Origin of the sequence: Sorangium sp. So ce693, assembly GCF_051521375.1 — a bacterium.
Classification (GTDB): Bacteria; Myxococcota_A; Polyangia; order Polyangiales; family Polyangiaceae; genus Sorangium; species Sorangium atrum.
The window spans coordinates 3,155,989-3,179,617 of record NZ_CP150347.1; the positions used below are offsets into that span (position 1 = coordinate 3,155,989).

Annotated in this window: 14 protein-coding genes; 10 read left to right on the forward strand and 4 right to left on the reverse strand. The window is 71.7% G+C overall.

Features of this window, described 5'->3' with window-relative positions; all coding sequences use genetic code 11:
• Window positions 1-8: 8 nt before the first annotated feature.
• Window positions 9-3,974: a serine/threonine-protein kinase gene (locus WMF14_RS12145; RefSeq protein ID WP_437801034.1), complete on the reverse strand. Its 3,966-nt coding sequence runs from the start codon at window positions 3,972-3,974 to the stop codon at window positions 9-11.
• A 206-nt stretch (window positions 3,975-4,180) separates the two neighbouring features.
• Here WMF14_RS12145 and WMF14_RS12150 point away from each other — a divergent pair, with 206 nt between their 5' ends.
• From WMF14_RS12150 to WMF14_RS12165, 4 genes are all read left to right on the forward strand, one after another.
• On the forward strand, window positions 4,181-5,014 hold the full coding sequence (locus WMF14_RS12150; protein WP_437801036.1) for a class I SAM-dependent methyltransferase: 834 nt from the start codon (window positions 4,181-4,183) through the stop codon (window positions 5,012-5,014).
• A 120-nt stretch (window positions 5,015-5,134) separates the two neighbouring features.
• Entirely contained in the window at window positions 5,135-7,117 is a 1,983-nt protein-coding gene (locus WMF14_RS12155; RefSeq protein WP_437801038.1) for a hypothetical protein, read from the forward strand.
• Window positions 7,118-7,297: 180 nt separating this feature from the next.
• Window positions 7,298-7,765, forward strand: coding sequence for a helix-turn-helix domain-containing protein (locus WMF14_RS12160; protein WP_272103855.1), 468 nt, complete (start codon window positions 7,298-7,300; stop codon window positions 7,763-7,765).
• On the forward strand, window positions 7,762-10,422 hold the full coding sequence (locus WMF14_RS12165; RefSeq protein WP_437801040.1) for a VIT domain-containing protein: 2,661 nt from the start codon (window positions 7,762-7,764) through the stop codon (window positions 10,420-10,422). Before WMF14_RS12160 ends, WMF14_RS12165 begins: the two co-directional genes overlap by 4 nt.
• A gap of 45 nt (window positions 10,423-10,467) precedes the next feature.
• Here the strand turns inward: WMF14_RS12165 and WMF14_RS12170 are convergent, their stop codons facing one another.
• Both WMF14_RS12170 and WMF14_RS12175 read right to left on the reverse strand, forming a co-directional pair.
• The gene (locus WMF14_RS12170) at window positions 10,468-11,451 is read right to left on the reverse strand and encodes an OmpA/MotB family protein (RefSeq protein ID WP_437801042.1); all 984 of its coding nucleotides are present in this window, start codon (window positions 11,449-11,451) and stop codon (window positions 10,468-10,470) included.
• Between the two features lie 358 nt (window positions 11,452-11,809).
• Window positions 11,810-12,229, reverse strand: coding sequence for a hypothetical protein (locus tag WMF14_RS12175; RefSeq protein WP_437801044.1), 420 nt, complete (start codon window positions 12,227-12,229; stop codon window positions 11,810-11,812).
• Window positions 12,230-13,199: 970 nt separating this feature from the next.
• Between WMF14_RS12175 and WMF14_RS12180 the strand changes: the two genes are divergently transcribed.
• The 4 genes from WMF14_RS12180 to WMF14_RS12195 all read left to right on the forward strand — a co-directional run bounded on the left by WMF14_RS12180 (window position 13,200) and on the right by WMF14_RS12195 (window position 16,258).
• Complete coding sequence (locus WMF14_RS12180) at window positions 13,200-14,291, forward strand: type III polyketide synthase (RefSeq protein ID WP_437801046.1); 1,092 nt, start codon at window positions 13,200-13,202, stop codon at window positions 14,289-14,291.
• Window positions 14,292-14,347: 56 nt separating this feature from the next.
• Window positions 14,348-15,310 carry an aldo/keto reductase gene (locus tag WMF14_RS12185; protein ID WP_437801049.1) on the forward strand — a complete coding sequence of 321 codons (963 nt, stop codon included), beginning with the start codon at window positions 14,348-14,350 and terminating at the stop codon, window positions 15,308-15,310.
• Window positions 15,307-15,741 (forward strand): nuclear transport factor 2 family protein, encoded by a 435-nt coding sequence (locus WMF14_RS12190; RefSeq protein WP_272102930.1) that lies wholly within the window; start codon window positions 15,307-15,309, stop codon window positions 15,739-15,741. The genes WMF14_RS12185 and WMF14_RS12190 overlap by 4 nt, the downstream gene beginning before the upstream one ends.
• 145 nt (window positions 15,742-15,886) lie before the next feature.
• Window positions 15,887-16,258: a DMT family transporter gene (locus WMF14_RS12195; RefSeq protein WP_272102931.1), complete on the forward strand. Its 372-nt coding sequence runs from the start codon at window positions 15,887-15,889 to the stop codon at window positions 16,256-16,258.
• Window positions 16,259-16,296: 38 nt separating this feature from the next.
• On the opposite strand, the gene WMF14_RS12200 is transcribed toward WMF14_RS12195, so the two are convergent.
• A complete protein-coding gene (locus WMF14_RS12200) occupies window positions 16,297-17,886 on the reverse strand; it encodes an IS1182 family transposase (protein WP_437801052.1) in 1,590 nt (529 codons plus the stop codon).
• 237 nt (window positions 17,887-18,123) lie between these two features.
• On the opposite strand from WMF14_RS12200, the gene WMF14_RS12205 reads away from it, so the two are divergent.
• Window positions 18,124-18,579, forward strand: coding sequence for a DUF3574 domain-containing protein (locus WMF14_RS12205; protein WP_437328841.1), 456 nt, complete (start codon window positions 18,124-18,126; stop codon window positions 18,577-18,579).
• A 332-nt stretch (window positions 18,580-18,911) separates the two neighbouring features.
• Complete coding sequence (locus tag WMF14_RS12210) at window positions 18,912-23,624, forward strand: copper oxidase (protein WP_437801054.1); 4,713 nt, start codon at window positions 18,912-18,914, stop codon at window positions 23,622-23,624.
• Window positions 23,625-23,629: the final 5 nt, after the last annotated feature.

The following is a 23,629-nucleotide window of genomic DNA, read 5'->3' on the forward strand; positions in this document are numbered from 1 at the left end:
GCGCGCCGCTACCCGCGCGTGAGCACCAGCCCGGGCGCCATCGCCGCGACGAGCGATCGCGGCTTCTTTACGCCCTGGTCCGCCATCCACGCCTCGGCCCGCCGCACGAGCCCCGCCCCCTCCGCGCCGCCGCGGAGCTCGCCGAGCGCGTAGCGCGCCGCCTCCCGGTAGAGCGCCATCTCCTGCCGATCGAACCCCTCGATCGCCCGCGCGAGCTCCCGCTGCGCCGCGAACCCCCCGCCCCCGAGGCGCGTGAGCCCCGCGCGCACCAGGCTGGCCAGCGGCGCCGCGCTCCCGGCCGGATCCCGGGCGATGGCCTCGGCCTGCCCCCGTGCGTCCTCGAGAAGCGCCCTCCTCGTCCAGCCCCGGCCGACGCCTGCCGGCGGCGCGCAGCGGTCGCTCGGCAGGGCAGCGGCCGCGGCCAGGGCGGCCCGGGCGCGCGCGTGCCGGATGAAGAGCCCGGTGATCCGCAACGGCAGGAGGAACGCCGCCTTGATCGCCGGCCACTGCGCCTCCACCGCCGCCCACGCCGGCCAGGGATCGCCCTGGTAAGCCCCCGCGTAGACGGCGGCGACGAGGTCCGCGTACTGCTGCCGCCGGTACGCGTTCACGGGCCACCGCGGGGCCCGCGTCGACTGCGCCGCGAGCGCCTGCGAGGCCCGCTCGCGCGCCTCTCCGATCCTGTCGTCGGCGAGCCAGACGAGCGCCGGCTCGTTGATGTACGCCTCGCAGCTCGCGTGGATGTCCCCCCGCAGCGCCGCGTCCTTCTGGAGCTCCGCGAGCCGCCCGCGCAGCCTCGTGAGATCGCCGAGCATGGCGAGCGTCTGGTGGAAGAACACCGCCACGGTGACGCGCTCCCACGCCGAACCCGGGCACCGCTCGCGGAACACCTCGTCCGCCCGCGCGCACGCCTCGGCCGTCTCGCGCCACCGCCCGCCCGTGTAGCCGACGTTCGCGAGCGCGAGGTGCTGCCACGCCCGGTCGTACGGATCGCCCGTGCGCTGCGCCAGGCGCTCGACCTTCGCGAGCAGCTTCCGGACATTGCCGTCGAAGAAGCGCCCGCCGACGTGCGCCTCCATGGACGCCTCATAGGCGAGCGCCCTGCAGAGCTCCGAGGCGTTGCCCGACGCGACCGCCCGGCGCAGGTGCATCAGCCGGAACAGATCCGAGAGCGTGTAGTTCACGATCGCCCAGCTCGTCGTGGCGCTCCAGAGCACGTCCATCCGGTGCTGCTCGTCCGGCGGCGCCGGAGTGAACACCTTGCGCTCGACCTCCACGGGGCGCGCCAGGAACGCGATCCGCCGGAGCATCGCCGTTCCGACGGTGCCGAGCGCCGAGCCCGGCACGGGGATGCCGAGCTCCTCGAGCACCGCGCGCATCTCGCCCCACCCCTGCTCGAAGCGGCCGCTCTTGATGTACTGCTCGGCCGCGCGCCGCTTCAGATCGCTGACGCGGCGGATCGAGCCGGCGCCGGTGAGCGCGGCCGCGGCCTCGAGGTAGCGCTCCGCGGCCTCGGGCGCGCGGCCGCGGCTCGCGAGGACCTCGCCGAGCCGCTCGAGCAGCCCCGGGCGCTCGGCGCTGTCGCCGAGGAGGGCGAGGCTCTTCTCGTACAGGGCGGCGGCGTTGTCGAAGGCGAGCGCGGCGGCGGCGCGATCCGCGGCGCGGATCGCGTGCTGCCCGGCGCGAGCGCGATCGCCCGCGCCTTCCCAGTGGAGCAGCAACGCGTCGAAGTCGGTGGAGGCGCGCGCCGTGAGCGCCTCCGCGATGCCGCGGTGCCTCGCCCGGCGCTCGCCGTCCGCCATCGCGCCGACGAGGACCTCGCGGATCCGGTCGTGGTACGCGGCGACGGCGATCGCGCCGCCAGCGGCGACCTCGCGCAGCAGGTTCGCGTCGCGGAGCTGGACGACGAGCGGCCGCGCCCGCTCGCCGAGCCCCGCGGCGTCGAGCGCGACGCTGCGCTCCACGGGGCCGCCGGCCACCGCCGCGACCTCCAGCAGGGCCCGCTGCTCGGGCGGGAGCGACCGGATCCGCGCCAGCACGACCTGCGCGGCGTCGAGGTGCTCCGGCAGCGCCTCGGCGCCGCCGCGCGCACGTCCGGCGGCGCGCGCGTCGAGGTAGCGGGCCATCTCGCCGGCGATGAACGGGTTGCCCTCCGCGTGGGCGACGATGGCCTGGAGCTGCCGCTGCATCGCGGGTCCCTGGACGCCGAGGAAGCCGCGCGCGAGCTCGGCGACCTCCTCGGCGCCGAGCGCGCCGAGCGCGATGGTGACGACCCGAGACGGCCCGGCGTCGCGCGCGACGCTCGAGAGGTGCCGCAGGAGGGGGCTCGTCTCGCGCTCGTCGGTCCGGTACGTCAGGAGGAGGAGGAACGGCGGCGCGGGGGCGCGCAAGAGCTCGTCGAGGAGCGGCGCGGAGTCGACGTCGCCCCACTGCACGTCGTCGAGCCACAGGATGAGATCGCGGCGCTCCGCGACGCGGGCGACGAGCTCGCGCAGCGCCGTGGCGCCCTGCGCCCGGAGCTCGATGGCCTCGGGCAGCGCCGCGGGGACCGCCGCGCCGCGGAACGCGGGGAACTTCGCCAGCACGGGGAAGAGGCGGAGGAGCGCGTGGGCGTTCGGCGGGAGCAGCTCCTCGACCTCGGCCGGGGGCAGGGTGTCGAGGAAGCGGGCGATCGCGTCGATCGCCGCGTCGAGCGCCTTGTACGGCACGCTCTCCTGCGGATGGCAGCGCCCCTCGAGGATCAGCGGGGCGCCGGCGAGGCGCTGGCTGGCGAGGAACTCCCGCGCGAGCGTGGATTTCCCCATCCCCGAAGGCCCGTGGATGTGCACCGTGACCTGCCGCCGCAGCTCGGCGACCTCGTCGACGGCGTCCTGGAGCGCCGCGATCTCGTCCGCGCGGCCGACGAACGGGCGGCGCCGCCCTGCGGCCGGCGCGCCGACGAGCGCGCTCGTGGCCGCGATGGCGTCGCTTCCTCGCGTCAGCCGGGCGATGCACTGCTCGGCGGGGGGGCGCCGCTCGGGCGAGCGCGAGAGGAGAGCCATCGCGAGCTCCGCGAGGTCTCCCGGCGCGTCCGGCGCGACGGCGCGCGCGGGCCGCGGGGTCAGGTGGACCTTGTTGTGGAGGAGCGTCGCCACCTCGCCGGAGAACGGGAGCGCGCCGGTGAGCGCCTCGTAGAGGATGACCCCCACCGCGTAGAGATCCGCGGCGCGCGTGACGGTCTCCCGGAGCGCCTGCTCGGGCGCCATGTAGGCTGGGGTCCCGGCGATCCTCTGCGCGCCGCCGTCCGCCTCCGCCGCGCGCAGCTCCGTGACAAGGCCGAAGTCGAAGAGGACGACGCGATCGCCCGGCGTCACGAACACGTTGGCCGGCTTCACGTCACGGTGGACGCGCCCCGACTCGTGCAGCGCGTGCAGCGCCTCCACCAGCCCGGCCAGGGCGCGCCGCAGCCGCGACCACGACGCGGCTGTCGTGGCGGCCGGCGCCGCGGCGGCGAGCGCGCGCGGCGCCGGTTGAACGCGGTGAAGCGGCGGGGCGCCGGCCGCGAGCGCCTGCTCGGCCATCGCGTGGCGGGCCCAGTCCACGGGCGCCGTGCCGCTCTCGACGACCTCGCCGAGCGTGCTGCCGAGGAGGGCGGAGTCGGCCGCGGCGGCGCCGCCGGAGAGGGCGAGATCCCGCCGGAGCCAGCTCGACAGATCCAGCCCGTCGACGAGCTCCATCGTGAAGAAGCAGAGGTCCTCACCGACGAAGAGCTCGTGGAGCTCGACGAGGTTCGGGTGCGCGACGCCGGCCCGGGACCGGAACTCCGCTTTCAGCTGGAGGAGCTCCCTGGGACCGAGGCGGCGCATGGTCTTGAGCGCGACCTCGGTGTCGAGCTCGCGGTCGTACACGCGGTACACCGTGCCCATCGCGCCGTGGCCGAGCTCGGCGCGCACGTCGAACCTCGCTGTCCCTGCGAACGATGGGGACAGGCTCATCGGGTCTCCTCGTTCGGCGCGATGGGCGCCGCGGTTCAGGGCGGGCCAGGGGCGATGCGTCCGGGCCGTGAGCCCTGTTTCGAAGGCACTATATCGGGTAGGGCGCTCGGCGGTCAACGCCTACCCTGCGCGGGAGCGGCGCGCCGCCGCGAGGCACCGCCGGTGTTGGCAAAGGGCGCGAGTTGGAGTCAGCGAGGAGATCCGCCGTGAACGACCAGATTCGACTCTACCTCATGCACCAGCTGGCGCTCTCCCTGCACTGGTGGAACGCGGCCGTGTTTCAGCCGGCGATCTACCGGAAGAAGCTCGGCCTTTACGTGCCCGCGACGCTCGGCGCGCCGCCGGTGCACGGCGTCCCGGCGGGGGGCGGGCAGCGGCTCACGCTCCAGCATGGCGAGCCCGAGCTGCTCCCGGCCGAGCCGGACGACTACGAGGGCGTGCGGGAGTTCGACGCGCACTCGGCGGACTATGACGCTCTGGTCCGTCCCTTCTCGGATCCGATCGTCGCCGAGGTGATCGAGCTCCTCCGGCCGCACCTGGCGCGGAACGCGAGGATCCTGGATCCGTCGGCCGGGCCGGGGAGCGCGGCAATCCAGCTCTCGCGGCTGGTCCCGGAGGGGGAGGTGATCGCCGCCGATCTCTCGCGAGGCATGGTGGAGACGGCCCACCGCAACGCGCGGGCGGCGGGGTGCCGGAACATGGCCTTCTTCCAGGCCGACGTGGCGCGGCCGCCGGCCGCGTTCGAGGGCTATTTCGACGCCATCTTCTGCTGCCTGTCGTTTCACCATTACCCGGACGGCGCGGCTGCCGCGCGCGCGTTCCGGACGGTGCTGGCGCCGCACGGGAAGGCGTTCATCGCCGATCCCGGGCCCGCGTGGTTCATCGAATTGGCGCGGACGATCTCGGTGCTCGCGGACCCGGGGTTCGTCCAGCACCGGACGGGGGAGGAGTTCCAGCGGATGTTCACCGAAGAGGGGTTCTCGTCGGTGTACTGGGTCGAGGCGCTGCCAGGGATCGGGGTGACGATCGCGTCGGTCTGACGGGCTGACGCGTCGGTGACGCGCCGGAGGGACCGTCGAAGGCGCGATGGTCTCCCGCCGGGGGTCGTGCTGCGATGGGAGCGAGCTGGCCGTCCATCGAGCGACAGCCGAGAGAGTGCCATGGCGAGACACCACCGGAAGATCGCGATCTCGTGCGCGGCCGCTGCGATGGCGGTGATCAGCTTCGCGGGAACGGCGCGCGCGCAGATCGCCGACGCGGTCTACGAGGACGTGAGGGAGATCATCGAGGATCTGATCCAGCGGGAGGTCGCCGAGGCGGTCGCCCCGAACCTGGTGTGCCAGACGGCGCGCCTGGCGAGCGTGGATCAGCGCCTAGAAGAATACGCAGGGATCCTCGACAAGCTCGAAGACGCGGCGGCGGGCCCCGAGAAGGACGCGCTCGAGAAGCGGCGCGACGCGCTGAAGCCCGTCCTGCGGAGCGGGTTCCCGATCCTCACCTATTTCCCCCTCACGCTCCAGCGGGTCTTCCGGCGGCAGTTCAGCGCGATCCGGACGAGCGTCACGGACGAGGTCGCGGGCTTCGCGGGGCACATGGTCTATGTCGGGCTGACGTCGAACGAGGGCCAGATAAAGAAGCCGCAGGGGACGCAGAGCATCGAGCTCCTGCACAAGTTCGCGAGCGCCGACGACGCCCGCGCCGAGCGCGCGGCGGCGAGCAAGCTGACGTGGACGAGGCTCGACCCGCGGTCGTTGAACACCTGTGTCTCCGTGCTCAGGGAGGAGCTCGCGTCGGGCGTCACCGACGCTGGCGCGCCATCGCCGCTCGAGAAGGACTGCGGCGCGAGCGCCGCGTCAGGGACCAGCTACGCGTGCGAGCTCGCGTTCGCCGTCCGCGCCATTCTCCAGAGGAAAGACGCCCTGGCGGAGGAGCACTTCATCAGGGCAGCCGCGGTCGTGGTCGGGGCGACCGCGGCGAAGGCCCTCGAGGTGACGGACGACGCCGCGAGGAGAACACTCCTGGACGAGGCGGTCCTGGTCACGCGAGACGTCCTGCGCGGCGGCAAGAAGCTCGACGAGATCATCCCTGTCCTCTTGTCTGCCGTGCCCGCCGCGTCCGCCGCACCTGCCGCCGGGGAGGCAGACGCCGCCGCTCGGGCCCGGGAGCTGCGCTCCAGGTTGAGCAACCTCGATCGCCTCCGGGTCCAGTGGAACATCGGCACCCGGGGCGGCGCGAGCAACCTGGAGCTCGTGAGCTTCGTGAACGTCATCGGCGCCGCCGGCGGCGCGCTCCGCGATCTCTGTGACAGGGACCTGATCGGCCAGATCTGCGCTCAGATCGAGCGACAGTCCTCGGCGCTGACGAAGATCGGCGACCTCCAGGCGGACCTCTGGCCGGCGATCCGGCTCGCCAGCCAGGGCGAGTACGGGGAGGCAGCGAGCCGCGCGATCAGGACGTTCTTCTCCTCGCGCCCCGGAGGCGAGGGGGATCAGGTCGAGATCTACCGGCGCTTCGCCGAGGCGCTCATCGTCTACGTGCTCGCGACGGCCAACGACAAGGTACCTTCGGACGCCGACCGGGCCGCGTTCCGGGAGGCCTCCGTCGAGGTGCTCCGGGAGCTGGGCACGGGGGGCGGCATGGATCGCCCGTGGGGTCACGCCTTCTACAGGCCCGACATGGGGCTGCGCGTGTCGTGGAGCCCGAGCTACATCGACGCCGAGGGCGGATCGCCGAGGATCGTGCCGTCCGCGAACACCATCAACCTGCGCGGCGTCGTGCGTTCTACGGATGCCTATTATCTCGCCCTCCAGCCCTCCTTCATCGACCTCCTCGCCCCGCTGAGCGAGCTCGCGCTCCGGCGCTCGGAGGCGGTCGAGTACGAGGATTCGGGCCGCGTCCTCCTGAACGCCGTGACCCCTCGGATCGAGGTGATGGTCGGCGTGCCCGCCCTCTCGAAGCACCTCGTCGTCTCCGGCGGCGCTTCCCTGCGCTTGGCGGCGCCCTTCAAGAAGAAGGATCAGGAGGGGTGCGACGGCACCTGCTATCGCTACAAGTTCCTCTGGAACAGGAAGGCCGATGTCGTCTCGGACCCGGCTGGGCTCGGGTTCATCGAGTTTGGCTTCGGGGTCAAGTACCTGCTCTGAAACACCCCCTCGAATCCTCCGGGGGAATCCACAGGGAGGCAGGGAGTCGAGGAGAAAAATCCCAGATTTCCCCGTCTCCCCGGCTCCCTGTTCAATTTTGCGCCGAAGATGGCGGGGCGCGGAGAGACTGAAACTGTATACTTGACAGTTGTAGTGTCTCGATGCAGGGTGCTCCTCGTGATGACGTACAAGCTCGACGAGCTCGCGGGCGAGGCGGGGGTGGCGCCGCGCACGGTGCGGTATTACGTGCAGCGCGGGCTCCTTCCGGCGCCGGAGTTCCGCGGGAAGGACACCTCCTACGGGCGAGAGCACCTCGCGCGGCTCCGCGCCATCAAGGTCCTCCAGCTGGCGCACTTGCCGCTCGAGGAGATCCAGGCGCGCCTCGCGGGCGCGGGCCTCGACGAGATCGAGCGCATCGCCGCGGGGGCGCCGCCGCGCGATCCGGACGTGCGCTGCGCCGCCCCGGAGGAGGTCGCCGCGGCTCCGCCCGTCGGCTCCGGCGCACAGCGCGGCGAGCGCTGGGAGCGGGTCGAGATCGCCGACGGGGTGGAGCTCCACGTGCGGACCGACGCCCCGGAGCGCTCGCGGCGCATCGCCCTCGATATCGAGTCTCGCTACACAACCCTTGCCCCGAAAGGCTCGCGATGAACCCCTCCCACGATCCTTCGCACCCGTCGCCGATCTCGTGCCTTCGCTCCTCCGAGGGCCACCCCGTCCCCCTGCTCGGCGTCTCCCTCTCGGGCGAGGTCCTCGGCGGCGCGGCGCGGCTCGTCGTGCGGCAGCGCTACCGGAACGAGGAGCGCCGCCCGATCGAGGCGATCTACACCTTCCCGCTCCCGGGCGAGGCGAGCATCGCGGGCTTCGCCATGGAGTGCGCCGGCCGCCGGCTCGAGGGGGAGGTCAAGGAGCGCGAAGAGGCGTTCCAGGCCTACGACGAGGCGATCGCCACAGGCCACGGCGCGGCGCTGCTCGACGAGGAGCGGCGCAACGTGTTCACGGCGAGCGTCGGCAACCTCCTTCCCGGGGAGGAGACGGTCGTCGAGGTCGCGTTCGTGCAGGCGCTCACGGCCGACGAGGGGGCGCTGCGGCTCATGATCCCGACCCTCGTCGCGCCCCGCTACATGCCGGGCGCGACAGGGGGCGACCGGACCGCGCACGGCGTCCACGCGCCCACGGGCGACGTGCCCGACGCCGACCGCATCTCCCCCGAGATCGCGCGGGTCGACTACGGGATCACCGTGGATATCGTCTTCGACCTCGGGCGCGACGTCGCGATAGAGAGCCCCTCGCACGCGCTCTCGGTGCGCCGCGAAGAGGGGTATCGCCAGCGGGTCTCGCTCCGGAACGACAAGGCCGCGCTCGATCGCGACATCGTGCTGCTCGCGGCGGGCGCGCCCGGCGTTCAGGCAGGTGTGGTGTGCGACAGGACCCCTGGCCAGGAGGGGACCTTTGCCCTCACCGTGGTGCCGGACCTCTTCGACACGCATGCGCACGCGAAGCGGGCGTCCTCCCGGCGCGACGTCGTGTTCGTCGTCGACGTGTCGGGATCCATGCAGGGCGAGTCGATCGACCAGGCGAAGCGCGCGCTCCGGCTTTGCCTCCGTCACCTCGCCGAGGGGGATCGGTTCGGGGTGATCGCGTTTTCCAGCGGTTTCCGGGCGATCGAGCCGTCGCTCGCCCCGTTCACACAGGCGACGCTCAAGGCCGCGGACGCGTTCGTCGAGGGCCTCCGCGCGGACGGCGGGACGGAGATGCTGGAGCCGCTGCTCGCGGCCATGGGCATGCTCGGGGACGCGGAGCGAGACCGCGTGGTCGTGTTGCTGACGGACGGGCAGGTGGGCAACGAGGCGCAGATCGTCGAGCGCGTCGTCGAGCGGGGCAAGGGGGTGCGGATCTACACGTTCGGCATCGGCACGAACGTGAGCGACGTGCTGGTGAACGATCTCGCGCGCCGGACGGAGGGCGCCGCGGAGTTCATCCACCCGGGCGAGCGCATCGACGAGAAGGTCACGGCCCAGTTCGCGCGGGCGACGGCGGTCCGGGTCACCGGGCTCGAGGCGCGCTTCGAGGGGATCGACGTCGGCGAGCTCGCGCCGGCCGAGCGCCCCGCGCTCGTCGACGGGGAGCCGTGGGTGCTCTACGGCCGCTACGGGCAGCCGGGGATGGGGCGCCTCTCGCTGCGCGGGACCCTGCGCGGGGAGCGCTTCCACCTCGACGTGCCGGTCGAGCTCGCGGCGGAGGCGTCGCGGCCCGGCCTCGAGGCGCTGTGGGCGGGCGCGCGGGTGCGCGAGCTCGAGGAGTCGGAGCGCGCGCTGTCCGGCAAGCGCGCCGAGGCGATGCGGAAGCGCATCGTGGACCTCGCGGTCCGGCACCGTGTGGCGTCGAAGCACGCGTCGTTCGTCGTGATCGAGCGGCGGACGGGCGACCGGCGGGCCCATGGGCAGCCCGAGGCGCGGCCCGTGCCGGTGAGCGCGCCGGCGGGGTGGGGGATGTCGAGCCACCGCGGCCCGGCGGCGCCCGCGGTGTACGCCGCGATGTCGATGGGCGGGGGCGGCCCGATGATCGGCGGTCCGGTCGTCATGAGGGCCAGGGCCTCCGCGGCCGCTCCCGGGGCGCCCCCTCCCGCGGCGCCCGCCGCCCCGCCCAGGTCGGCGCCGGCCGCGCGCGGCCTGCTGGCGCGCGCCAAGCAGCTCTTCCAGCCGACCGAGGGGGCCGCGGCCGCGCGCGGCTCGGACGAACGGTCGGTGAGCTGGGTCGCGCCCTCGGCCGCCGCCGCGCCGGGCGGCCCCCCGCACCCGGTGCCCCCGCCGGCCCCGGCCGCCGCGCCGGCGCCGCAGCACGTGCCCCCGCCGGCCGCGGCCGTCGCGCCGGCGCCGAGCGCAGCCCCTGGAGTCCCGCCCCAGGGCCACGGCCTGGGGAGCCTCTTCGAGGAGCAGCTCGCGTCCGGGCTCTGGGAGCGCGGCGACTCGACCGATCTCGGCCGGCTCACCAGCACGGCCCTGTGCCTCGCGGCGTGCCATGACCAGGGCGTCGACTCGGCCCACCCCATCTACGGCGCCCAGGTCGCCAAGGCGATCGAAGCGCTCTGCGCGCTGGCCGGGGCGCTCCTCCAGCGCGGTGGCGCCGACGGGGAGGTGGCCGCGGCGCTCGCGGCGGCCTACCTCGCCGCGAGCGGTCGGCGGCTGCGGGCGCAGGTCCGCGACGCCGTGGCGGCCGCCGCGCCGGAGGCGGTGCGCGCGCTGCTGGGCGAGCTCGGGGACGCTGCGGCGCTCAGGAGAAGGGTCGACGCGCTGCGCGGCGCATGACGGGCTCACCGCGGCCGGATGGCCGCGGCAGCCCTCGCGTCGCTCTCACGGATACGTGTCGTCCCCACCCTTCGTGCCAGCTCCCGGGCGGGCCGCGCCAGCCGGTGCTGCGCCAGCCGGTGCTGCGCCAGCCGGTGCTGCGCCAGCCGGCGCTGCGCCAGCCGGTGCCGCACCCGTCGGTGCCGCGCCTGCAGGGCGAACGGGGCCCTCCGGGAGCTGCGCTGTCCCCTCGATCACGATCTCCACGCGCGGCTCCGGCGGTTGCGCCGGGGCGCCTCCGCCCGCGTCGGCAGCCGGCAGATCGGCGAAGCTCGCCAGGCTGAGCCGCGCGAGGGGCACGCCGGCCTCCTTGGGCTGCGCCAGGAAGAGCAGCACGGCGCGCGCCTGGGCGACCGTCACGTCCCAGCCGTTGCGCCAGGCCACGCCCGGCGCGCCGCTCGCCGTGTGGCCGACGACCTGGTAGTCGAGGCCCTTGAGCGGCTCGTTGCCGCGGATGATCGCGGCGATGTCCCGCAGCACCTTCTCCCCCGCCGGGGAGAGCGCGTCGCGGTTCCCCTTGAACAGGACCCGGCTCGGGATCGAGATGACCACGCGGCCGTCGCGCGGCGCGACCGTGACCTCTCCGGCGGCGACCGGCAGGAACGCCCTCAGGACGTCGCTGTCGCGCTCTGACGCCGGGCGGGCCCCGGCCGGCTCGCCGCGCGACGGCGTCGCGCCCAGGCCGACGTCGAGGCCCGAGATCGGATCGTTCGCCCAGTGCGGCTCGGCCGCCGCGTCGCCGCGCGGGCCCTGCTCCTCCAGCTGGCGGACCCGCGCCTGGCTGGCCACGAGCTCGCGCTGGAGGCGCTCGGACCGGTCGAGCTGAGCTTGCCATTCGAACTCGGTGTAGCCGCACCCGGCGAGGAGCGCAGACGCGAGCAGCGCGGCCAGGCCGCGCCCGGCGAAAGCGGCCCGGACGGCGCGGGGAGGGGAGACCTCGGCGCGCCCCTTCGCGCTCACCTCTGCGACACCCGAAACAGGCAATTGCACTTGGCAGGCTCCTTCTCGCCCGATCATCCGGATCCATCCTCCTCGCGCCGGTGCGCTGAGCGGGCGGGAGCCTATCCGAGCGGCCGTGATCCCACAAGGCGCGGGCGGCGCTCACTCCACGTTTGGGCCAGGCTCGGGCCACATCTGGGCCAGGTTCGGGGCGCCCCCGAGCGGGGGATGCGCGCGTCGCGCGCCATCTGTCGACGCGTCGACGCGCGCGGCCCCACGTCGCGGCCGGGCCGGGGCGCGCCCCGGCCTCGGAGACCTCGGCAGGGGACCGGGCCGAGGGATCGATCCGGTCCGGGATCGATCCCCCTGCGCGCGGCCCCGCGCTCGCTGGGCGTGCGGGTGAGCCCGCCTACGACAGGCGCTCGTGGCCGGCGCCGTTCGGCAGCGAGGCCTGGTGCACTTTCCTGCGTTGCTCGAGCTCGGCAGAGATGAGCCGCACGAGCTCCGTCGAGAGGACGATCGCCTCCCGAGGACCATATCCATGCTTGCTCAGCTCCCGCGCGACCGACTTGGCCAGGATCTTCATGGCCGAGTCGATCTCTCCCGGCGTCTTCGATGTCGACGTCGAGAAGAGGCTCGCGGTCATCTGGGTGTCGGCGCCTCGCCCCTGGCCGTCATCGGGCGTTCGGCGCAGCGTCGGCTCGAGCTCCGGAGGCGCCGCGCTCCGGAGCGATGGCCGATCGATCGCGTTGCTTTCGTGGTTTTCGGCCGATGCGGGCGTCGTCGTGCTCGTCGTGCTCGTCGTGCTGTCCGTATGCAGCGATGTCATGTTGTGCGCGCTCACGGTGGATCCCCGTCGTCGTTGAACCGGTTTTCTCGCCTTCGTCCTTCGTTCCCGCGCGTGAGAGGTGCTATCGATGGCGAGCTCACGCCGCTCGTCGCAGCGGCAGGCATCGGTGGATTTACGTCGCGAGACGAAGTTGACGGTAAAAGCAGGAATGGCACCTGCGGGGACCGTGTGGAGGCGGACCACATTGGCCCCTGACCCCACGATAGCAGGGCTCCGATGAAAGGCATCGATCCATCGGTCGTTCGCGCGGGAACACCCATGTTCGCGAGCGCCGCCGGCGACGCGCGGCGCCTCCCGCCGCCCACGCTGCTCAGGAATCGTCATGTGGCCTGGCGAAGCCTCGTGCCGCCGCGAGCGATCTGGGCCGCTCGACACACCGGGGCTGGCGCACGATGTCCGCGCGTTCAGCGCCTGACATGGAAAACGCGGGTGGGCGCCGAGGGGCGATCGCGCGAGACTGCGACTCTGAACGTGCGCGCCAATGCTCGCCCGATGGGGGCGCCGTCCGCGCTGCGCTGCGAGCGCGAGAGACGGCTTGCCCGGGGCAGACCCGGGTGCGTCTGGCGCGCTCGCAGCGCGGGGCGCGGCGCGCCGCCGCCCGCGCTGCGCTCCGCCGGGGAGCGCGGACGCACGCGTCCACGGATGAGGAACAATCGACGTTGAGCACGGATGGCGAGTCCGGTGTTCGCTGGTTGGACACAGCTTGTTAGGAATCGCACGCCTTCCATTGACGATGTGTGTTTCCTGCGGTACTCGATGGAATCGTTGGCGGCCTGACGCTGCGGCGCCATGGGCGTCCGGATGGAATTCCGGGCTTTGTAGAGCCGACGGCGCGGCAGCGCGGTAGATCGACGCGACGTCCTTGCTTCCGTGTGCCGCTCCATGGCGCCGTTCGCTGCGGCTCGGCCGACGCCGGACGTTCCGAGTTCATCATGTGTAGGGGGTAAGTATGGCCACACTGTGCAGGCCGGAGGTCGCGGTTCCGGAGTTCATCGTCACGCGGGAAGATACGCTGAAGCTGGCGGAGCGGCTGCACGCGAGAAACCCGCAGCTGAAGCTCGTGCTGCGGCTCATCAACGGCACCGGGGTGCAGAAGCGGCACATCGTGCAGCCTCTGGATCAAACGCTCACTCACCCTGGTTTCGAGATCCGAAATAGAATTTACGAACGGGAGGCCAAGCGCCGGGTGCCGCCGGTGATACGGCAGGCGCTGGAGAACGCCGAGCTCACGGCGCGGGACATCGACGCCATCATCTTCGTCTCGTGCACCGGCTTCATGATGCCGTCTATGACGGCCCATCTGATCAACGCCATGGGCTTCCGGCACGACACGCGGCAGATCCCGATGGCGCAGCTCGGCTGCGCGGCCGGGGCGGCGGCCATCAGCCGCGCGCACGACTTCTGCGCGGCTCACCCGCAGGCCAACGCGCTCATCGTGGCCTGCGAGTTCTGCTCCCTCTGCTACCAGCCGACGGACGATGACGTCGGATCGCTCCTGTCCGACGGCCTCTTCGGGGACGCGGTGGGCGCTGTCGTCGTCCGGGGCAGCGGAGGCACCGGCATCCGGCTGGAGCGGAACGAGGCGTATCTCATCCCGGACACCGAGGAGTGGATCTCGTACGCCGTCAAGGACACCGGGTTTCACTTCCGGCTCGACAAGCGGGTCCCCGGGACTATGAAGCCCCTCGCCCCCGTGATGCGCCGGCTCGTCGCGAGCCACGGCTGGGACGTGGGCAACCTCGACTTCTACATCGTCCACGCGGGCGGTCCGCGCATCCTCAACGATCTGTGCAAGTACCTGGAGGTGCCCCAGGAGGCGTTCCGGTACAGCAGGGCCACGCTGACGGAGTACGGCAACATCGCGAGCGCGGTGGTGCTCGACTCCCTAGGACGCCTGTTCGCGGACAGGCCGATGCCCGACGGCGCGCGCGGCGTGATCGCGGGGTTCGGCCCGGGGATCACGGCGGAGATGGCCGTCGGTTCCTGGGTGAACGATCACGGCCAGAGCAGGGGCGGAGGGCGTTCGTCCGCCGCCGCGTGACAGCGGCCCTGTCGCTCCTGCCATGTAAATCGTGTGAGAAGAGGAAGGGAAGGCTGATGACCAACGCATCGCTGAAGACTCCGTCGTTGAGGTTCGCGCTCGGAGGCGACCGTCCCGTCTGCCGCATGGGCTATGGCGCCATGTACCTGACCGGGCCGGGCTACTGGGGGCCGCCGGCCGACCCGGACGCGGCCGTCCGGCTCCTGCGGCGCGCCGTCGACCTCGGGGTCAACTTCATCGACACCGCCGACGCCTACGGCCCGGACACCAACGAGCAGATCATCCGCCGCGCCCTCCATCCGTACCCGGAGGGGCTCGTGATCACCACCAAGGGCGGGCTGCTGCGCTCCGGACCGGAGGACTGGACGGTGCAGGGGCACCCGTACATCGTCCCGTGCGGGCGTCCGGCGTACCTCCGCCAGCAGGTGGAGATGAGCCTGCGAAACCTCGGGCTCGAGCGCATCGAGCTCTATCAGCTCCACCGCATCGACCCGGCCGTACCGCTGGCCGATCAGCTCGGCGAGCTCGCGCGGCTCCGGGAGCAGGGCAAGATCCACCATATCGGGCTCTCCGGGCAGCCCGAGGTCACCGTGGAGCAGCTCGCCAAGGCGCGCGAGATCACCGAGATCGCCGCCGTGGAGAACCTGTACAACGTCGCGGACCGCTCCGGGGAGAAGGCCCTTCGGTACGCCGAGCAGCACGGCATGGCGTTCATCCCGTGGTTCCCCATGGGGCACGGCGACCTCGCCAAGCCCGGCAGCGTCCTCTCCGGGCTCGCCAAGGAGCGCGGCGCGACGCCCGCCCAGCTGGCCCTCGCCTGGCTGCTGCACAGGTCACCGTCCATCCTCGCCATCCCCGGCACCTCGTCCATCAAGCACCTGGAGGAGAACTGTCGCGCCGCGGAGATGAAGCTCGACGAGAGCGAGCTGGCCGCCATCGAGGACGCCGCCGCCGCCGCGAAGACGTGGCGTCCATCGACGTCGGAATCGGGGTCCGCCCACACGGAGGAGACGCCATGAGCACCCAGCAGCAAACCAGCGCCGCCCATCCGAACGTCCAGAAGCTGCGCACCCTCTACGCCGATCTGTCGCGCATCGGGGAGTTCGTCGCCGACGACATGGTCCTGCACACCGCGCACCGGGAGCTCTGCCGCGACAGGGCCGCCGGCCGCGTCGTCGGCAGGGCGGCCGCCGCCACCCACGAGCGCGAGCTGATCCGCATGACCGGCGGCACCCTGCAGATGGATGTGCAGCACATCTTCGCCAACGATCACTTCGGCGCCGCCTTCGGCTTGCTGAGGGCCCACCTCGGCGGCGCGAGCCTCGCGATGCCGTTCTGCGGGGTCTGGCGCTTCCGCGGGGGCCTGATCACGGAGCACTGGGAGAACGCGTACGACGTGGCCTCCGTGATGGCGTTCCTCGGCGACGAGAGCGGCGCCCCGCCCGCCTGAGGCGCCGAGGGGCCGCGCCACGAGGGCCTTGCCCCCTCCTTTGTCGCTCCCGCCGTCCTCCCGGATCTGCTACTGCTGCCCGCCGCGCCGGTGCCCTCCCGGGACCGGCGAGCCCCCCCGAGAGCGCGCTCGCCGCACGTCAGCCATGGCTCAAGGTTACCTCTTCCTGATCATCGCCCTCGTCTTCAACGCGACAGCGAACATCCTAATGAAGCTGGCGTCGCGGCGCGTCCCCTCGATGGAGGGGCTGTCCCTCGTCGAGAAGGCCCTCGCGCTCGTCACGAACTACCACCTCGTGCTGGGGCTCGTGCTCTTCGCGTCGAACATCCTGTTCTACGTCCTGGCGCTCAAGCGCATCAACCTGTCGATCGCCTATCCGATCATGTCGTCGGGCGGCTTCCTGCTCATCTCGGTCTTCTCGGTGTACTTCCTGCGCGAGACGCTGACGGCGCTGCAGATCGGCGGCATCGTCCTGATCGCGGCGGGGATCGCGCTGCTCGCGTACAACATCGCCTAGAACGCCGAACATGTTGAAAATCGTCTAATTTCGACATGTTATGCAGCCTCCCGGATCAGCCGCTGGGCCGCCTCAAGATTCTGGATGGCTGCGGTGCGCCGGAGGTCGAACAGATTTCTCCTGGCGCCGATGTAGCGCGCGCAGTGTCCTTTCCGCGCCGCGATATGGGCGAGCGCATGCTCCACAGCTGTCCGCTGCCGGAGCACGGCGCGTCCTGGCCCGGTCTGCTGCAACTTCCGGAACTTGCCCTGCAGAGCTTCATCCTCGGCGATGGACACGGTCCGCCCTCGCCCCGAGGCAGCTTGCGTGCACTTGGCTCGGAGGGGGCACGCGCCACACTCCTCAGGGTCAAACTCGACAGTATCGCCCGGTTCGAACACCTCGATCTGTCCCGCTGGACACGTGATTGTCTTGGCGCGCAGGTTGATCTTGAAGTCGCGCTTGCTGAATAGATCGGGGCTGCGAGCCCGCTGGCCCCAAGGCTTCGAGAACACCTGGCCGCCAGCGCGGATCACGTCGTCAACGACGGGACTGTGGACGTAGGCGCGATCGATGTGCAGCTCGACGAGGCGCAGCCGCTGATGCTGGACGTCCTCGGCGATCGGCGCGGCACCCTCTTCTTCGGGCCGATTCGCTGGCGTGACCGCGCAGGCGACAATAACGGGAAGGTCAAGGTCGCGTGCGATGTGCTCCTTGTAGCCGTCGAAGCGCTTCGAGCGGCTCTTGCGACCGTGGCGCATCTCGGCGTCTTCAATGGAGACACGGCGGTCAGGTGCAACGCCTTGCCGGATGCGAACGGTCCCATCCTCGGCTGTTTCCAGGTCCTGGTCTCGAACCTGTGTGACCGCCTCCAGATAGGTGCGAAGCGGCTGCTCGACGACGTCGTCCAGGTGGCGGTCGACCCACTGCTGCAGCGACGAGACCTGCCGCTCCAGGATCTGAATCGCTGCCGCCTTCTGTTTCGGGTCGCTCCAGTCCAGGTCGAGCCCGGCCTTGATGCTGGGAGCCAGAAGCAGCGGGATACCCGCCTTGCGGCAGATCTCCTCGGGCGGACGCTCCGTGATCTTCGACACGACGCGGACTATGTTGCGTGCAGCATGGCCGAGCAGGTTGATCGTGTCCTCAACCCGCCCGGCCCCCGCTAAAGGGCGGCTATCGATCGCCACGCGCAGCGCCTTGGACACCGCACGCCTCTCGCCCTCCGTCATCGCGCCGGACCGAACAAGCGCCACGGTCCTCTCCAGCAGCATCCGGTCCATCTCGTGCGCGACCATCCTCTCTCGGAACGCCTGCAGGGCGCCCTGCGAGAACGGGGGCGTCGCCGCACCCAGGCACCCGAGCACCATCTGCCAGCGCAGGTCGACGACGGACAACTCCACCGCCTCGGCATCCGATGCGCCGACGTAGCCTTGGAGCAGCGTGACCATGCACATCAGCGCCGGTGGATGCGGCGGCTCGCCTGCCCCCGTCGTCCGGTACATGCCCTCCAGCTGCTCCTGGAACGTCTCATCGAACAGCTCGTGCCGGTGCTGCCTGAGAAAGCCGAACAGTGCTCTCACGCGCGTCAGCCGCTTCATCAGCGCCTGCTCTTGCCGCGACAGCTCCACGGGCGGCGACCATCGTTCCATCCGTGCACCTCCGGACGCGGACGAGATCATGGCCCGACGAGACCGTCGAGCCTTCCATCGAAGCGACCAGAATTATCACAAAATCAACCTGATCGGTCCTCTAGGCCTCCGGCCGGCCTCCGCGGCGCGACGTCGGACCGCCGGACCGGCCTGCCTCTCCGCCCTCCCTCGGCGTGGGGCCGTGGTACGGTGGCGCGCGCCTCGCGCCCGAACGCCCTCACCCCGGAGACCGCCGCCATGCGCAGCCGAACGCTCCCGCGTGCCTTGCTCGCCGTGCTCCTCGCGGCGCCCCTCGCGACCGCGTGCCACGGCGCCCGCCAGGACGCCGCGCACCCCTCGCCCGGCCGGGCCGGCGCCGCCTGCGGGCGCGGCGATCCGATGACGCGGACCGAGCTCTTCTTCGGCCTGGATCGGTTCGAGCTGCCCCCCGTGACGCAGGCGGAGTGGCAGCAGTTCGTCGACACGGCGGTCACCCCGCGCTTCAAGGACGGGCTGACCCAGTTCGATGTCGACGGCCAGTACCTCGCGAAGACGGGGAAGCTGATCCGCGAGGACAGCCGGCTGATCATGCTCCTCCACGACGGCGGCCAGGTCGCCTCGGACGCCATCGACGCGATCCGCAAGGAATACAAGGTTCGCTTCAACCAGGAGTCCGTGCTGCGTATCGACGAGCCCGTCTGCGTCGGCTTCTGACGCCTGAGACCGCTGCTGAGGGTGGAGCTCCGCCCGCCGCGGGGACAGCGCATGTCCCGCGCGTGTCTGTTCGGAACAGCGCCTGTTCTCCCCCTTCGGCGGTCGCCTGATCGCGAAGATTCTTGACCCGCTGGGGGCTGGGAGACAAAGTTTTATTACAACTGCCAGGCTTCGGTCGGCGCATGGCGCGCATTGCATTGCGCGCATCCGTCGGCGTGCTCGTGCCTGGCGTTCATAACGACAAGCGTTCGCCGTGAGCGCTCCTGCTCGGCTCCAACGGGAGCAAGGAGATCCCCGTGCTGATGAGGCTTCCCTGGCGGTCCGGATGGGCCATGACGATGGTGGCTGTCGTTGGGTGCTCGGGCTCCGAAGCGCCTCCTCAGGAGGAGGAGAGCGTAGCGGAGAGCCAAGATGAGGTGCGCTACGACTTCCATGCACCCGCGTCTGGAAGGACGGTGTTCGCGGACGTCGTGGCCATCGATCAGATGTTCGTCTACGACCGCCTCGGCGCGTTCAACCCTGGAGGCATGGTGTACGCGCTCCGCCGAGACGTGGTGGCCGCCGACCCGTCGAAGGCCATCGGGCCGGGCAACGCGACGCTGCGGCCGGGCAAGCGCCCGAGGCCCCTCGTCCTGCGGGTCAACGCCGGCGACAGGCTCTCCATCAAGTTCACCAACTGGCTCACGCCTGCGACAGGCGCGCTGCCGAGCACCTCGACGTCGACCCGCGACGCCTCGATCCAGGTGGTCGGGCTCCAGATCCGGAGCATCGACGCGCTCGCCGCCGACGTCGGGAAGAACGAGAGCTCGCTGGCCGCGCCGGGCGAGACGCGCACGTACGAGCTCTTCGCCGGCCGCGAGGGCACGTTCCTCATGCACAGCGGGGGCGCCACGGTCGGCTCGGAGCCCGGGCCGGGGCGGCGGATCTCGCAGACGCTGTACGGCGCTGTCACCGTCGAGCCGCCGGGCGCGGTCGCGTACCGCTCGCAGGTGACGGCCGCCGAGCTCGAGGACGCGTCCCTGAACCCCTCGAACCCGGACGGCACCCCGCGCATCGACTACGACGCGGTCGACGCGTCCGGTCAGCCGATCCTGAAGATGATCGACGACGCCGGAGAGATCGTGCACGGCGACGTCAACGCCATCATCGCGGGCTTCGACGAGACGGAGGCCGGGTCCCCGGCCTCGGAGAACATGGGCTATTTCCGCGAGTTCACGGTGCTCTTCCACGACATCCTGAGCGTCGTCCAGCCCATCGCGGAGTACCAGGCGGATCCGCGCTACAACGGCGTGCGCACCGGCTTCGGCATCAACTACGGCGCCGCCAGCCTGGGCAGCGCCGTCTTCGCCAACAAGCAGAGGATCGGCCCGAGCAAGCGCTGCGAGGAGTGCAAGTTCGAGGAGTTCTTCCTGAGCTCGTGGGTCAACGGGGATCCGGCGCTGAACATCGACCGGGACGACGCCGGCAACGCGACAGAGGCCCTCTATCCGGACGACCCCTCCAACGTATCCCACGGTTACCTCGGGGATCCCGTCCGCATCCGGAACCTGCACGCCGGCCCCAGCGAGACGCACGTGTTCCACGTCCACGGTCACCAGTGGCTGCGGTCGCCGGGCAACGACAAGAGCGCGTACATCGACTCGCAGACCATCGGCCCGCGGGCCGCCTACACGTACGACATCACCTATGGCGGAGGCGGCAACCGCAACCTCTCCGTGGGAGACGCCATCTACCACTGCCACCTGTATGCCCATTTCGCGCAGGGCATGTGGGGGCTCTGGCGCACACACGACGTCTTCGAGGCGGGCACGCCGGACCGCTCGCTCCCGGACGGCGAGCTCGCGGCGGGGACGCCCACGCCCGCGGTCGTGCCGATCCCCGGCGTCGCGCTGGCGCCGATGCCGACCTACGCGCGGACGTCGGTCAGGATGGCCGACGGGAAGACCGAGGAGCGCGACCCCATGCCGGGTTATCCGTTCTACGTCGCCGCGGTCGCCGGGCACCGGCCGCCGCAGCCGCCCCGCGACATGGAGAACGACGGCGGGCTCCCGCGCCACTACATCGCGAACGTCCCGCAGGGGGGCGCGGCGGTCGGCGGCCGCGGCCTCTTCGACGTGCAGCTCTCCAAGGCCGACGTGCAGCTCTTGCCGAAGGACGGCACCCCGTCGGAGGTGGCGGCCGCCAACTTCCACGCCGGCGCGTTCCCGGGCGCCGTGCGCGCGCCGGAGCGCTACGGCTTCCCCGTCAAGGGCTACCCGGCCTTCACGGCGGACGGCAAGCCGGCGCTCTTCCTCGTGAACGGCCAGCCGCCGGCCGCGGGCGCCCCCTTCGCGGACCCGTGCCCGCCAGGCGCGCCGGTGCGCACCTACCGCGCGGCCTACGTCCAGACCAACGCCCCGGTGAACCGGGCCGGCTGGCACGACGCGCAGGCGCGCATGATCGTCCTCGAGAAGGACGTCGAGGCCACCCTCGACGGCACGAAGGCGCCGGAGCCGCTGTTCATCCGCGCGCAATCCGGCGAGTGCGTCGTGTTCCACGCGACGAACCTCATCCCGGCGGCGCTCGCGGCGGACGACTTCCAGGTCTTCACGCCCACCGACGTCATCGGCCAGCACATCCACCTCGTGAAGTTCGACGTCACCGCCTCGGACGGCGGGGCGAACGGCTTCAACTACGAGGACGGGTCCCTGGCGATGGAGGAGGTGGCGGCGCGCATCCAGGCGGCCAACGCGCTCGGCGGGGCCCTCGCCGCCGACGTCAGGAGCCGTGAGGCCGGGGCGCGCGTGCTGCTCGACGACCCGACGCGCCACCCGCGCATGACCACCCCGTCGTTCGGGGCGCAGACAACGATACAGCGCTGGTGGGCCGATTCGATCCTGAGCGAGGCCGGCCAGGACCGCGCGCTGAACACGGCGTTCACCCACGATCACTTCGCCGCCTCATCGCACCAGCAGCACGGGCTCTACGGCGGCCTCGTCGTCGAGCCGGCCGGCTCGATCTGGCGCGATCCGGAGACCGGAGCGGTCTTCGGCGATCGCAGCGACGGCGGGCCGACGAGCTACCGCGCCGACATCCTGTTTCCCCCGGGCGACCACCGGAGCCCGTTCCGCGAGTTCAACCTGAGCATCGCCGATTACGGCCCCATCTACGACGAGTGCGGCCGGCCGGTGAACCCGTCGTCGCAGGCGCCGGCGCCGCTGCCGCTGGCCATCACCCATGGGCCCTCCACCCCCGACGCGATCTCGTGGCGTGACTCGGGCGTCGGGCTCATCAACTACCGGAACGAGCCGATCCCGCTCCGGATCGCCGAGCGCAACTGCAGCACGCGCGCGGTCGTCCAGAAGAGCGGCGACGCCGGCGACATGCACAACGTCTTCAGCTCGCGTGTCCACGGCGATCCGGCGACACCGCTGCTCCGCGCGTACGAGGGCGATCGCACGCTGATCCGCCTCACCCAGGGCGCGCAGGCGGAGCAGCACGTGTTCACCGTGCACGGGAAGAAGTGGCTGAACGAGGCGACCGATCCCGACAGCGGCTACGCCAACGGGCAGCCCATCGGCGTCTCGGAGCAGGCGGATCTCGCGCTCGACGGGGCGCCCCTCTTCCGGAAGAACGCGGCGGGCGGCGCGGACTACCTCTATGCGGGCGCGCCGACGGACGATCTCTGGGAGGGGCGGTGGGGCATCCTGCGCGTCCACGGCGAGCGGCAGACGGATCTCTTGCCGCTCTCGGGCGCGTCGCTGCCGAGCGGCAGGCGCCGGGAGGTCGAGGTGTGCCCGCCAGAGGCCCAGAAGAGGGCGTATACAGTCCACGCGATCACCGCGAGGGGCAACCTGCCGGGCGATCGCCTCACGTACAACGCGACGTACGGGCTCAACGATCCCGACGCCCTCCTGTTCGTCCTCGAGGAGGATCTGGCCGCCCTGCGCTCGGGCGCGCGCCCGCCCGAGCCGCTCGTCCTGCGCGCGGCGGCCGGCGAGTGCGTCGAGGTCACGCTCGTCAACGACCTGCCCGAGGATCTGCCGAAGTCGCCTCAGTGGAACTACAACGCTCCCATCGTCGACGGGTTCAACGTCAACCAGGTGAGGCCGTCGAACCGCGTCTCGCTGCACGCGCAGCTCGTGGGGTATGACGTCACGGCGGGCGACGGCGCGAACGTGGGCGAAAACCCCGATCAGACGGTCGAGCGCGGGAAGCAGCGGACGTACACCTGGTACGCCGGCGACATCTCCGTGACGACCCGGGGCGACGTCCGCTGGCAGCCCGTCGAGCTCGGCGCCGTGAACCTCAAGGACATGGCGGACGTGGTGAACCACCCGATGCACGGCGGGATCGGCGCGCTGGTCGTCGAGCCGGAGGGCGCCGTCTGGTACCCGAGCCGGGACTCGCGCGCGGCGGCCCAGGTGAAGTACCGGGACGAGAACGGCTCCGAGATCTGGTTCCGCGAGTTCGTGCTCCTCTACCAGGACGAGGTGCCCTTGCAGTCGGATCAGGCGGCGTTCCGCTGCCTCAACCCGGCCCTGGCCTGCGGCGCTGTCCTCGCGAACGTCCTGGGCCCTCCCGATCCCGACTTCACTGGCCACAAGGCGTTCAACTACCGCGCCGAGCCCATCTGGGCGCGGCTCGGCGTGGGGCCCGACGCGCATCTCGGCACCATGCCGGGCCTCGACGTCAGCGGCGTCTTCAGCTCGGCGGGGCGCGGCGATCCTGCGACGCCGATCTTCACGGCGGGGCGCTATGACCGCGTGCGCTTCCGCGTGCTGCAGGCCTCGGGGCACCGGCGCCAGCACTCGTTCGGGCTCTCGAACACGGAGTGGGCGTACAACCCGTGGGCGCAAGGCTCGGGATCCCGGTACCAGGGCCGGAACAGCAAGAGCTTCGCCGTGAGCGCGCACGGCGGCATCGGCCCCATGACCGCGTGGAACGTGACTCCCTACTTCAGGTCGGGCGGCATGTTCGAGGTCCCCGGCGATCGCCTCTACCTGGACCAGTCGAACGCCATGCTCACCGGCGGGCTCTGGGGCATCTGGCGGGTCACGCCGTGAGCGGG

Excerpts from the sequence above, each read along its gene's own strand:
- WMF14_RS12145 (WP_437801034.1), bottom strand. The coding sequence starts at position 3,974 with ATGAGCCTGTCCCCATCGTTCGCAGGGACAGCGAGGTTCGACGTGCGC.
- WMF14_RS12155 (WP_437801038.1), top strand. The coding sequence starts at position 5,135 with ATGGCGAGACACCACCGGAAGATCGCGATCTCGTGCGCGGCCGCTGCG.
- WMF14_RS12160 (WP_272103855.1), top strand. The coding sequence starts at position 7,298 with ATGACGTACAAGCTCGACGAGCTCGCGGGCGAGGCGGGGGTGGCGCCG.
- WMF14_RS12165 (WP_437801040.1), top strand. The coding sequence starts at position 7,762 with ATGAACCCCTCCCACGATCCTTCGCACCCGTCGCCGATCTCGTGCCTT.
- WMF14_RS12175 (WP_437801044.1), bottom strand. The coding sequence starts at position 12,229 with ATGACATCGCTGCATACGGACAGCACGACGAGCACGACGAGCACGACG.
- WMF14_RS12180 (WP_437801046.1), top strand. The coding sequence starts at position 13,200 with ATGGCCACACTGTGCAGGCCGGAGGTCGCGGTTCCGGAGTTCATCGTC.
- WMF14_RS12185 (WP_437801049.1), top strand. The coding sequence starts at position 14,348 with ATGACCAACGCATCGCTGAAGACTCCGTCGTTGAGGTTCGCGCTCGGA.
- WMF14_RS12190 (WP_272102930.1), top strand. The coding sequence starts at position 15,307 with ATGAGCACCCAGCAGCAAACCAGCGCCGCCCATCCGAACGTCCAGAAG.
- WMF14_RS12195 (WP_272102931.1), top strand. The coding sequence starts at position 15,887 with ATGGCTCAAGGTTACCTCTTCCTGATCATCGCCCTCGTCTTCAACGCG.
- WMF14_RS12200 (WP_437801052.1), bottom strand. The coding sequence starts at position 17,886 with ATGGAACGATGGTCGCCGCCCGTGGAGCTGTCGCGGCAAGAGCAGGCG.
- WMF14_RS12205 (WP_437328841.1), top strand. The coding sequence starts at position 18,124 with ATGCGCAGCCGAACGCTCCCGCGTGCCTTGCTCGCCGTGCTCCTCGCG.
- WMF14_RS12210 (WP_437801054.1), top strand. The coding sequence starts at position 18,912 with ATGACGATGGTGGCTGTCGTTGGGTGCTCGGGCTCCGAAGCGCCTCCT.